General features: G+C 56.2%; 11 protein-coding genes. 8 read left to right on the forward strand and 3 right to left on the reverse strand.

Going from position 1 to position 12,057, the window contains the following annotated elements; translation table 11 throughout:
• Positions 1 to 43 precede the first annotated feature (43 nt).
• The 3 genes from HH800_RS26865 (at position 44) to HH800_RS26875 (ending at position 4,878) form a co-directional block, all read left to right on the forward strand.
• A protein-coding gene (locus HH800_RS26865; RefSeq protein WP_086027964.1) for an IS5 family transposase occupies positions 44 to 804 on the forward strand; the annotation gives its coding sequence in 2 pieces (ribosomal slippage) (positions 44 to 377 and positions 377 to 804; 762 coding nt in all).
• 405 nt (positions 805 to 1,209) lie between these two features.
• Positions 1,210 to 1,764, forward strand: a complete 555-nt coding sequence (locus HH800_RS26870) for an outer membrane protein (RefSeq protein WP_017503103.1) — start codon at positions 1,210 to 1,212, stop codon at positions 1,762 to 1,764.
• A gap of 969 nt (positions 1,765 to 2,733) precedes the next feature.
• Positions 2,734 to 4,878 carry a catalase gene (locus HH800_RS26875; RefSeq protein ID WP_026109600.1) on the forward strand — a complete coding sequence of 715 codons (2,145 nt, stop codon included), beginning with the start codon at positions 2,734 to 2,736 and terminating at the stop codon, positions 4,876 to 4,878.
• A gap of 352 nt (positions 4,879 to 5,230) precedes the next feature.
• Here the strand turns inward: HH800_RS26875 and HH800_RS26880 are convergent, their stop codons facing one another.
• From HH800_RS26880 to HH800_RS26890, 3 genes are all read right to left on the reverse strand, one after another.
• Positions 5,231 to 5,857, reverse strand: coding sequence for an outer membrane protein (locus tag HH800_RS26880; protein WP_038293060.1), 627 nt, complete (start codon positions 5,855 to 5,857; stop codon positions 5,231 to 5,233).
• 965 nt (positions 5,858 to 6,822) lie between these two features.
• Positions 6,823 to 7,089: a hypothetical protein gene (locus HH800_RS26885; protein ID WP_162182008.1), complete on the reverse strand. Its 267-nt coding sequence runs from the start codon at positions 7,087 to 7,089 to the stop codon at positions 6,823 to 6,825.
• A 31-nt stretch (positions 7,090 to 7,120) separates the two neighbouring features.
• The gene (locus HH800_RS26890; protein WP_169863495.1) at positions 7,121 to 7,366 is read right to left on the reverse strand and encodes a hypothetical protein; all 246 of its coding nucleotides are present in this window, start codon (positions 7,364 to 7,366) and stop codon (positions 7,121 to 7,123) included.
• A 1,159-nt stretch (positions 7,367 to 8,525) separates the two neighbouring features.
• Between HH800_RS26890 and HH800_RS26895 the strand changes: the two genes are divergently transcribed.
• The 5 genes from HH800_RS26895 (at position 8,526) to HH800_RS26915 (ending at position 12,051) form a co-directional block, all read left to right on the forward strand.
• Positions 8,526 to 9,092, forward strand: coding sequence for a type 1 glutamine amidotransferase domain-containing protein (locus HH800_RS26895; RefSeq protein WP_017503096.1), 567 nt, complete (start codon positions 8,526 to 8,528; stop codon positions 9,090 to 9,092).
• Positions 9,093 to 9,146: 54 nt separating this feature from the next.
• Positions 9,147 to 9,437, forward strand: coding sequence for a hypothetical protein (locus HH800_RS26900; protein WP_017503095.1), 291 nt, complete (start codon positions 9,147 to 9,149; stop codon positions 9,435 to 9,437).
• 384 nt (positions 9,438 to 9,821) lie between these two features.
• Positions 9,822 to 10,538 (forward strand): Crp/Fnr family transcriptional regulator, encoded by a 717-nt coding sequence (locus tag HH800_RS26905; RefSeq protein WP_026109599.1) that lies wholly within the window; start codon positions 9,822 to 9,824, stop codon positions 10,536 to 10,538.
• Positions 10,539 to 10,649: 111 nt separating this feature from the next.
• Entirely contained in the window at positions 10,650 to 10,796 is a 147-nt protein-coding gene (locus HH800_RS26910) for a hypothetical protein (protein WP_313231876.1), read from the forward strand.
• Between the two features lie 160 nt (positions 10,797 to 10,956).
• Positions 10,957 to 12,051 (forward strand): glycosyltransferase family 4 protein, encoded by a 1,095-nt coding sequence (locus HH800_RS26915; protein WP_017503093.1) that lies wholly within the window; start codon positions 10,957 to 10,959, stop codon positions 12,049 to 12,051.
• Positions 12,052 to 12,057: the final 6 nt, after the last annotated feature.

The following is a 12,057-nucleotide window of genomic DNA, read 5'->3' on the forward strand; positions in this document are numbered from 1 at the left end:
ATAGCGAAGGGTTGATTCAATGACGGCGTGAGGAGACGTCGTGATGAGTGACCTGCTCTGGTTGTCGGAGGCGCAGATGCGCCGGATCGAGCCATATTTTCCGCTATCGCACGGGGTGCCACGGGTGGACGACCGTCGGATCATCAGCGGGATCATCTTCGTGATCAGGAACGGCCTGCGGTGGCGCGATGCGCCTGCCGATTATGGCCCGCCGAAGACGATCTACAACCGCTTCATCCGGTGGAGCCGGCTCGGCGTGTTCAACAAGATCTTCGCGGCCCTCGCGGCGAAGGGCGGCAAGCCCGACCAGTTGATGATAGATGCGACCCACCTGAAAGCACACCGGACGGCGGCAAGCCTGCTCAAAAAGGGGATGTTCCCAGACGTATCGGACGCACCAAGGGCGGCCTGAACTCGAAGCTCCACACCGTCTGCGACGGCAAGGGCCGGCCGCTGGTCATGCTGCTGAGCGAGGGCCAGATGAGCGACTACAAGGGCGCTGCCCTGATGCTCCACGCCTTGCCTCCCGCCAAAGCCTTGCTCGGCGATCGAGGCTATGGCGCCGACTGGTTCCGCAAAGCGCTTGCGGAGCGCAACATCACCGCCTGTATTCCCTCAAAGAAGAACCGGAAGGTGCCAATCCCGCACGACGCCGCGCTCTATCGTCAGCGCCACAAGATCGAAAACATGTTCGGCAAGCTCAAGGACTGGCGGCGCATCCACACCCGATACGACCGTTGCGCCCACACCTTCATGTCCGCCATCTGTATCGCCGCCGCCGTCATCTTCTGGCTCAAACAATGAGTCCTGAGCCTAGCATGAAATGCACGACGATGCCGGGCGCGGGTGCATGGCAACTGGTCCGCTGCAGGCAGCGATCCGCCTGTATTGCGTCAGTTCTCGCCCTAGACTGACGAAGGCCATAAAATATCTCAGAGTCGCAGAGCAAGAAATTTAATCCAAGTTAAAGATAGTTCCGTTCATGTTGCAGGAGTGGCATCATGATATTCTTGCTGAAAATTACGTAACGATGCCGAAACAAATTTAGAGAATGCAGTCCTTTGCATAATTTCATTGCAGTAGGCCTTGGCGATGGCATCCTGATAGTGTCAAAATTGCAACATCAGCATTATTGTTTTTGCATCGAGCAACCGTTGCGCATGTCCTTTAGTTTGAGCCTCGTTAAAAAATCAAACAGGGACGTACATCATGATGAAGATCATTCTCCCATTGCTGGGCTGCCTGGCACTGCCGACTGCTGCCATGGCCCAGGACGATACCGCACCCGATGGCAGCAAGGCCTTCGGTATCGAGCCGTACGTCGGCATTCTCGGCGGTTATCACACTTTTGACCGCGGCACCGAGTTCGGCAGCGTTCCGGGCGAGACGATCATGAACGGCGCTCTGATCAGCGGCATCGCGGGCGTGAACGTGCCGCTCGGGCCAGTGTTTGTCGGGGTGGAAGGGAACGCCTCGAAGGGTTTCAGTGACATCGACTGGGAGTATGGCGTGAAGGGCCGCGTGGGCGCCCGCGCAGGCGAGAGTGGCTTGATCTACGCCTCGGCCGGCTACCAGTGGGTCAATGGCAAAGGCGGCTGGCCCGACGAGAAGGACTGGATGTACGGTGCGGGTGTCGAAGTGGGGCCAAAGGAGATCGGCCTCGGCGGGGTCACTGGCAGCAGCGGTGTGCGCCTGCGCGTGCAGGTCGACACCTATGATTGGGACAGCTTCCGCCCCATGGCTGGCGTCATTTTCCACTTCTAAAAAATAGCATTGTCCAGGGGAGGGGATGAGGCGTTCCCTTCCCTGCGACGCAAATGCCTCAAGTGGAACACGGGTGGTGCCATGGAGTTGTGCTTGCAACTACAGTAGGGGCCGATCCGCTGTTCAGCTAGAATCTGTCGGGCTAGTCCGCCTGTCCTGGGAATTTTCTCAGACCGTGAACTCGTTATATCTCAAGGCGTTTTGCGTTGGCTACTGCGCTTGTTGCAGGATTTTGGAGGCTTGCGAATGACGATTGAGGTTCGCTTTCCCGATGGTAGCCATCGTGATGGGCCGAGCGAACTTCGCATTCCGCACCCAGATAGCGGAAGCGAAGAGCACGCATTCAGGCATGTACCGCTCAACTGCGATTCCTGTTGGCGTTTTGCGTTTGACGGCGTCCATTGGAATGCGCTCCCCAGGATCGGCAGTCTTGCTATGTTCCGCGGCCCGAGCACTGAGTGGTGGAGGGGCATTATAACAATGTCGGACGAACGGGCTATGGATCACGAGCGGTGCCTTCCCGTCGCCGTCAACGCGTGATGGCCAATTAGCGCGAGCCGATGCGCTCCCAGTGTCGGCATAATTCATTAGAGCCGCTGCCACCCGAGCAGAGATCATCTCTAAATGCCAGCATGATGTAGAGCATGAATGCGGGGGACACGCGTCAGCCTGTCGGTCGCAATCAGATCCTGATTACCACCGATATCCGCCATATCGGATGACAAAGATATCACCGCGTCATTGACGGCACTTCGCGCGAAAAGGGATATGTCTACGGAAGGTTCTCACAATTTGTGACGGCCGGTTCAGGCGATCAAATCCTGCGCTGCCAACATTCCACATTCATATTGATCGAGATTGGTTCTGGACATCTTCTTGCCTCTCGCCGGAACCCAGCCTGCTGCTTCCAGTTAGAGGTCTGTCTGCTGCGACGATCGCAGCCTCGCATGATCATCAGGGAGAGTTGATATGACCGCTTCGGGTCCCAAGAGTGATGCAGCTCTGGAAAATAGTCTGGCTGATCACCGGCCCGGAGCTGGAAGTCCCAATTATGAGACGACGGCCGGAGAAGGTGGAGAGACGCAGCAGAAGCTGAAGGCAGAGCAATCCGGTGATGCCCTCACAGACAATTTCGGGCACCGGATCGCAGACAACCAGAACAGCCTCAAGGCGGGCGCTCGCGGTCCGACGCTGCTAGAAGATTTCGTCCTGCGCGAGAAAATTTTCCATTTCGACCATGAGCGCATCCCTGAACGGATCGTACATGCCCGCGGCTCTGGGGCCCATGGGATTTTCGAATGCACCAAGGCCATTACTGATGTTACCAAAGCGAGCATCTTCCAGAAGAAAGGTGCGCATTGCCCCGTGTTCGTTCGCTTCTCGACTGTGGCCGGTGGCGCGGGTTCCGTCGATACACCGCGCGATGTGCGCGGCTTCGCAGTGAAATTCTACACCGATACCGGCAACTGGGATCTGGTTGGCAACAACATTCCGGTATTCTTCATTCAGGATGCCATAAAATTTCCTGACCTTATCCATTCGGTCAAAATGGAAGCGGATCGCGGCTATCCCCAGGCGGCGAGCGCCCATGATACGTTCTGGGATTTCGTGTCACTCATGCCAGAGAGCATGCACATGATCATGTGGGCCATGTCCGATCGGGCCATTCCTCGGTCCTTGCGGATGATGGAAGGTTTTGGCGTCCACAGCTTCCGCTTCATCAACGAACAGGGCGACGGCAAGTTCGTGAAGTTTCATTGGAAGCCGGTTCTGGGCGTTGCGTCTCAAGTCTGGGACGAGGCCGTGAAGACGGCAGGCGCAGACCCCGATTTCCATCGCCGGGATCTTTACGAAGCCATTGCCAGCGGCGATTACCCCGCCTGGGATCTGGGCGTCCAGATTTTCGACGAAAGTTGGGCGGCAAAACAGCCCTATGATGTGCTGGATGCAACCAAGCTAATCCCCGAAGAGGATATTCCTGTCGAGATCATCGGGCGCCTCACGCTCAATCGCAATGTGGACAATTTCTTTGCCGAGACCGAGCAAGTTGCCTTCCTGCCCAGCAACGTTATTCCCGGCATCGACTTCTCGAATGATCCTCTGCTGCAGGGGCGACTTTTCTCCTACCTCGATACGCAAAAGTCGCGCTTGGGAACGACCAACTTCCATCAAATTCCGATCAATGCGCCAAAATGCCCATTCCACAATATGCAGCGCGACGGGTTGATGCAGACGCTGGTTCCCAAGGGGCGCGCCAATTACGAACCAAACAGCCTGAATGAGGCGGGTGAGGATAGTGGTCCCCGCGTCGCGTCCGAAACCGGGTTCACATCCTTTAGCGATAATGGCGAGCGCAACGATCCAACTGAAAAGATGCGGATACGTGCCGAAACATTTGCCGATCATTATAGCCAGGCTCGGATGTTCTATCTGTCGCAGACGCAGAATGAGCAGGCGCACATCGCATCAGCCATCGTCTTCGAATTGTCGAAGGTGGCCATGCCTCATGTGCGGCTACGGGTTCTCGCGCGTCTGCGCAACATTGACGAGGTTCTGGCGCAACGAGTCGCCGATGGGCTGGCGATCGCTCTACCTGAAAAGGCGCCAGCGGCCCGAGAAATTGTGGAGATGCCCGTTTCTGACGCTCTTTCCATCCAGAAGAATGCCAAGGATGGCTTTGCGGGCCGTAAGGTCGGAATTCTGTTTGCAGAGGGTTCCGACAAAGCGATGGTGGAGAAGATCAAGGCAGGCGTGGAGAAAGCGGGCGGCAGCGTCTTTCTGGTTGCGCCGAAAGTCGGTGCCCTCAACGTCAAGGGCGGGACACTCGAAGCGGATGGAAAGCTCGATGGCTCGCCGTCGGTACTGTTCGATGCGATTGCGTCCGTGCTGATGCCGGAAAGCGCGGAAAAATTGTCGAAGCAGGGCGCTGCAGTTCAATGGTTCATGGACGCCTATGGGCACTGCAAAACCATCGCCCATTGCCCCGGCACGCAGATCATTCTCGACAAGGCAGGGGTAGAAAAGGACGATGGTGTCATTCCAAACGAAATGCTGCTGGACAAGGGACCCAAACGACACTGGGCGCGAGAACCAAAGATCCGAGATCTGGCATGAGATAAGCTGCTGGTTCCGCATGCGCCCTAATACTGCGCATGCGGGCCTTCCTGTTCTACCAGTTTTAGCGCTGCCTATTAGTAGAGTCATACTCCACCTTCGACTGGAGGCTGGACTAGGCAAAATTCATCCGCGGCGCAAAGCGCACTCCATTGAGCCTAGCCGTCACAGTTCAAGAGGACACGGTTCCAGGCGCTGGGGGAGCAAGCCGTATCGCTTGGCTATCGCAGCGCGGTCATTGCGCCAAAAGGAAAATGGCGGCCTGAAACGAAATTGGCCCCGACCATTTCCCTGATCGGGGCCGGTGCTCCTGGACCGTCGTCCAAGGGCGAGTCGCTAAATCGCTATAGCGTCAGAAATGGAAACCGCCAGTTACTGCAATTTGGTGACGCGACATTTTGACGCCGGTGTCGAGTTCGATGCCGCCTTCGCGATACACATATTTCCCATAGTCGCTGTAACGATATTCAAGGCGCGCGAAGTTTGAACCGTTGGTGAATTCTGCGCCTCCGCCGATGCGATAGCCATCGATATTGTCGCCGATGCTTGCACTGTCGCCATCGAGAGAATAGCGGAGCTTGAGGCGGGCATTGGTGTAGCCGCCCTTGGCATAAAGCAGCATGTTGGGGGAGACCGCGAAGCCGATCCGGGCACCAATATACAGGTCACGATCAGCGAGGAGCGACAGTTTGTCACCCTCGAACAAAATGTCGTGCGCCGACGTTTTCGTGGTAGAATCCGATGCCTCGGCTTCGATACCAAGGATTGCACCGCTGTTGCCGAGGGCGAAGTCATAGCCCGCCGTGACACCATACAGCATGCCGCTTTCGGACGCATCGACATCGTAACCATAATCAAAGTTCACCGTGTCGTAGCCGAGAACGATACCGGCTTTTCCGCCTTCGAAGTTGGAGGCGTCCTGAGCGAGAGCAGGAGCGGCGATAGCAACAGATGCCGCGCAAACGATGAACCTGACCACGGTTAACCCCTTGAATCGTTGTATTTGGTGGGGTGTCATGGCAGATGATACTTATTGATCGGTTAATTGCTCAGCGTGATAAGTATGACGATGCTTGTATTCTATTCATTGCCGCAGCCTGGTCAACAATCGCTTATGTCTGCAGATTGAAAGGCTCCTTTCTTACAGTTATGGAACGCAGTCGGGCCACGGACTGATTCACCAGGCGGCAGGCTTCGATCTGAGACAGATCAGGCCGAACCGAACGATCTATTAGTTCCCGACTTTTTGTTGTCGATGTTCGGCCATGACTCAGGGCGGCCGATCCCCGAACGCTCCAACTACGTCACTACCTAGGCGTCATCGGCGTAGAGGGATGACATACAGACGGCCGTGGAAACTCCTACCTATCTCAACGCTGCCAAAGCGGCAGTCATCTTGATGACGAGCGCACAGCTATCGTTGATCACGTTGCCGCTAGCCCGACAAATCGGCGACATCATCACAGGCGGTAGCCGGTTCGCAAGCTCCGGGTGCCGCGTGAAGGAAAGTGTAAGAGCAGTAGTTGCCGGGTGATCACCTATTACCAGAATGCCGATGAAACGGTTTTTTGTGACTGTTCTTTCAAAGTAAAATTAGATAAATTTAACAGGAGAACAGAGCAAGCAAGCCAAGCATTCAGCGAAATAAATTAAAAAAGGATAATGGTCGTTGATGACGAAGATTTAGCCGAGATCATGTCCGGTCTGAACGACGTGAAGGATTATTACGCGATCAAGCGCTAAGAGTTGTGGTCCTTTAGCCGGTTGACGTGAGGGCCGTCCGTGCAGCGACGAAACTGTCTCAGGCGAGATCTGCCGAGGTGGACCATCTGCAGCTGCCGACGGTGAAAGGATGGGAGCAGAACCGCCGCGCCCCGGATCAACCCGCCCGCGTCCTCCTGCAGATGATCGAGCGGATCGCGCAACCGGCTTGAATTGGGACGTTCAGAAAATGAACATCAGATTAATGGTGCTTGCCAACCATCGCGGAACAGTGCAGGCGTCGATCGCGACCCGAAGGCTGTAACAAGCCTTCAAATAAACTCGGCCCATCCGAACTGTCGGATGGGCCGTTTCTTTTTCCGCGACGATTAACCCGATCTTCGCACCTTTGGCGCATACCAGCACCACAAGAGATCGCCATTTTCCCGGCGCTCCGAATTCAGCAGCGGCGAATATTAGCTGGCCCGATCCGCTCCCTGGTCGGGCCATTTTTTGACTTGAAGTCGCGAAAGACGTAATATCAAAGTCGGACGGTCCCGAAGGCGTTATCGTTACCCCGGTGACGCCGTTCAGCGGTGGGGCCGTCCAACCACATTACATTGAACACTTGAAGCCCGATAAACTCTCGATATTTGGCCGCCAGAAAACCGCCCAGCGCCTTGATCATCGCAACACCTCGAACCCACATCCGCTTAACGGCGCCTTTGCGCTCGCATTCTAGCCAAGGAGTTGCTTTGTCGATGCTTTCGACACGAAGGCGGATCACGCCTGCGTGGGTAATCAATCACGTTTTTGCGCTCACGCTGGACGGAAACAATGGCGTGGGGAACCTTGTCCCCGCGTGTGCACCTTGCAACGATGCAAAGGGAAGCGTTGAAGCGCGGTTCGTGCGCCGTGATTAGGCGCGCGCGATGGATAGCCGGCTGTGCGCCACCTGCCACCAACGTCCACCGACACCGCAACGCCGTGAAGGCTCGCCTTGACCAAGTCTATTGTCCGGGAGGGTAAGGTACCCAATTCTTTTGGCCGGGGGCGCCTGCAACATCGTGATTTGAAGAAATCGACCCCGTGAATAGCCCTGACCGTATCATAGGACTCAGAACCGTTCTGGCCCGCACCGTGCTTTCCCCACGACGCTCTATCGCAAGATGGGCGAAGGCACTTTCCCCCGCCGAGTGTAGAACAGCGTTCATTGCGCGATGTGGCGGGAGTAATCCATCAACCGCTGGATTGCCGATCCGGTGAGCGACCGGGAGGCATTGGGCGTTTGATCCTGTTGCCGTGTACTCGCTTCTTGTGGACGAGGACACGGCGACATTCACGGTTTGCGAACATCCGGCTTCGCTCTTTGTATTGCCAAATTTGCCGGTCTCGACCTTTTGCCTATCGCGGGGGTAGTCGAGATGGTCGGACGATTGCCGCCTCATCCGCACCCGTTCATCCGCCAGGAGCGTCCGCCATTGGGCGCCACATATTGGAGCACGCCATCGTTTAGGGCTTGGCTTTGCCCTTGGCGTTTTAGATCGCAGCGGCGGTAAGCGCCACGATGGTATCTCCGCTTGGGGGAGCGCCGCGTTACCATCAGACATACCACCAACTTGTTGGTACCCGGTGGTGGTCCAAGACCGCTCCGTATGGGATACTTATGCCACGAAACCCGCAAAAATCCGCCGTTCCCGGCACCTTGTGATACTCTCTGGGAGAGTATTCTGGTGACCCCTACGGGGACTCGAAGAGCAGCGATGATATCCGAGGCTCTGGGACTCGCGTTATACGCACTTCGACTGAAACCAGCCCACACAGCCGATCGCGCAAAGTCTAACTAGCTCGAGCCTTGAGTTTGCGCGATTAGCGGATCCTGCTGCGCTTCTGGCCGTTGAACAGTCATCTGACCAAGTCAGGACATCATTTCCAAAGGAGTCGCCATGTCGCTCAACGGCCGTACGATCGCCGTTCTTATCGCTCCGCGCGGTACAGAAGAAGTGGAATTTCTGGAGCCCATGAACGCACTTAGGAAGGCCGGAGCGTGCGTCAAAGTGATCGGCCTTCAACCTGGCCAAGCGCGCACCAATGTTAATGATCTTGATCCTGGTGGCGAGTATGCCGTCGATACCGTATTTTCTGAGGCGGATCCGGCCTCATTTGATGGCTTGGTCATTCCCGGCGGCAGTGTCGGCGCCGACAAGTTGCGCGCGAGCGCCGAGGCGATATCCTTTGTCGAAGCAATTTTCGGTGCTGGAAAAACGATCGGTGCGATCTGCCACGCGCCATGGCTCTTAATTGAAGCCAAGATCGCTAAAGGCCATTCGCTCACCTCCTTCCCGTCAATTAAGACGGATATCCAGAACGCTGGCGGCCTTTGGGTCGATGAGAAGGTAGTGATCGATGGCCAATGCATCACCAGCCGCAGTCCTGAAGACCTGCCGGCATTCTGTTCTGCGCTCATCGAGGCATTTGCCGATACGCCATCGCGCTTGACAGCGCGGGACTGATTCTGAACGGGCGGAAATGCAGCCGCCATCGATATTTCAACAGGGTGAGGGTCTATGATGTTTCGTAAGAAGACCGCGCGGAATCGCGCTTTTGGCAAGTCTTATGATGAAGCGATGCAGGATGCAGTGAAGATCGGGATTGCGGAAACCGCAGCGCGCGCAGCCGTCACAGCTACGGTCACCTTCGCGGTCGGGTGGCTGCTCAAGCGGACTTTCGAGAAGACGGTGGCGCAGAACGCGCAATCCGCCTGCAAGACCAAGCCATCCATGGCGACAAATAGCCCTGCGGTGAGTTACAAGCAGACGCGGAAGCGGCCTGACGCCGATAATTCAAACGCTCCCTGAGGCAAGGCTTGGTATCCTCCATATGACCCAGACAGTCCGAGGCATAATACCAGTGGGAAGGCCGTAACGAAATTTGCGGATGAAGATATTTCTTCGGATACAAAACGCGCCTGCAGTAGTTATTTTTTTAGCAAGTCATTGATTTGCGGCCCCCCTAGCCCTGCATCGGAAGATGCAGGGTTTTTACTTCTGTGTTTGTGTCGCAGCCTCTCCATCGATCTCGAAGCGCTCGCCTGATACCACTTGCGAACGTGGCAATCGCGACCTCCACCGCTCGGTCGCCGCCAGCCCTGTCCGCACGAGTTCAAGCGACCCTTTGCGCTCGACCCTGTTCTGGTGATGTGCGAATGCATGACGATCCAATCTGCAATGCTGGACATGACGATGGTGTTTGCCGATTTTCTGCGTAGTCGCAGGCGTAATCTGCTGAGTGCCCAAGACCTTGGAGCACTTGAGGAAGCGGTTGCCGATTTAAGGACATTGCCTGCCCGCAAGACCTTTATATCTCGCGATCAAAATGTCAGCATGAGTACCTATCTCATCGAAGGTATGATGTGCCGATACATGGATGACAGGCAAGGAGAAAGGCAACTCGTTGCGGTGCATGTGGCTGGCGATTTTGTCGACCTCCATGGCTACCCGCTGGGTCATCTTGATCATGACCTCGCGACACTGACCGCCTGTAAGATAGCGTTAGTGCCTCATGCTGCTCTCGATCAACTCGTCGCGACGCGCCCGTCACTCACGAAATTGCTATGGTTCAGCACGCTGCTTGATGCCGCCATGCATCGCGAGTGGATATTTCGTCTCGGTCGTCTCGATGCGATTGCGCGGGTCAGCCACTTCTTTTGCGAGACCGAAGCGAAATTGCGAGCGATCGGTCGAAGTGATGGAGCGCGTTTTGCTCTTCCTATGACCCAAGCCGATTTGGGAGAAGCATGCGGCATAACGTCCGTTCACATGAACCGCATGCTGCGTGAACTCAAAGATCGCGATCTCCTAGCAATCCACCGCCATGATGTTGAGATCCGTGATCTGAGAGGTCTGGCGCGGTTGGGTGAATTTGACCCTGCCTACCTGTTCCTCGACGAGCAGGACTGACGGAACCGCCGCTGGTGGCATATCGTTCTTGTGTCCTTGAGAAGGAGCAGAGCCGTTATGCCTACCCCAGGTATCCATGAAGAAGCCGGCATTGCCTCAGCCCACGCCGGATTGATCATGCTGGATGGACCGAACGGTATTGCAATAACGCTGACAGCCAATGCAGCAGAGGGGACGGGCCTTTCTCTTCTGCGTGCCGCCGAAATAGCGCGTGAGCAAGTGGCTGCAGGCGAAGACAAGGATTTTCCTGAAGAATGAAATTCTCCTGATTGATCTAAATCAATACTAAAAATCATTTCGGTATTGAATTGTATTTTTTATTATTGCTGCAATGCAACTTTAGGCATTTGCGGGGCTTTACTTTGCGGCTCGTGTGCAGGGGGATGAACGAGGCCTATCTCCGGTAGAGGATAGCCGCATGAAGATCGCTCAAATCGCTCCCCTTGCTGAAAGTGTGCCGCCCAAGCTTTATGGGGGTACCGAACGGATCGTCTCCTATCTCACAGAGGCGTTGGTGCATCAGGGGCATGAAGTGACCTTGTTCGCGAGCGGCGATTCGCAGACATCGGCTGAGCTTGTTCCGATTACGCCGGCGGCGCTGCGACTGACCCCGGGTATCGTCGACACCATACCTTATCATATGATGATGCTGGATGCGGTGCGGCAAAGGGCCGACGAGTTTGATGCGCTCCATTTCCATATCGATCTGCTGCATCTGCCCATGATCCAGGATTTTATCGGACGAACCGTCACGACATTACATGGTCGACTGGACCTTCCCGATCTGCCGCCATTCTACCGGTGTTTTGGCGATCACTGTCTCGTGTCGATCTCCGATCATCAGCGCCAGCCCATGCCACCGGTCAATTGGGGTGCGACCATCTACCATGGTCTGCCGGTCGATCTGCTGCAGCCCAGCCTCGGCGCCGGTGAGGGGTATCTCGCTTTCCTCGGGCGCATTTCACCCGAGAAAAGACCAGACCGCGCCATTCGCATCGCAGCCCGGGCCGGCATCGAACTGCGAATTGCCGCAAAGATCGATGCTGTCGATAGGGGGTATTGGGAAGAGGAAATCGCGCCCCTCATCAAACTCTATCCCAATATTCGCTTCATCGGCGAGATCAACGAACAGCAGAAAGCGGATTTTCTCGGGGGTGCAAGGGCCTTGCTCTTCCCGATCGACTGGCCCGAGCCTTTCGGTCTTGTAATGATCGAAGCAATGGCTTGTGGGACACCGGTCATTGCGTTCCGATGCGGATCGGTGCCCGAGATCATCGAGCATGGGCGCTCGGGTTTCATCGTGGACAGCGAGGACCAGGCGGTCGAAGCGGTGGGCCAACTTCGTCACCTTGAGCGCGCAAGGGTGCGTGGCGCGTTCGACGCACGGTTCACGGCTGGCAGGATGGCCGCAGACTATGCCGCATTATATCACAGGCTGCCGGGCGCCCGTACGGATGCCGCCTGGCTGCGTCGCCAGCGCGGCGAGGAGTCGGAATTGCAGATCGTCGCATAGGAGTCG

This window comes from Sphingobium yanoikuyae (assembly GCF_013001025.1).
GTDB lineage: Bacteria > Pseudomonadota > Alphaproteobacteria > Sphingomonadales > Sphingomonadaceae > Sphingobium > Sphingobium yanoikuyae_A.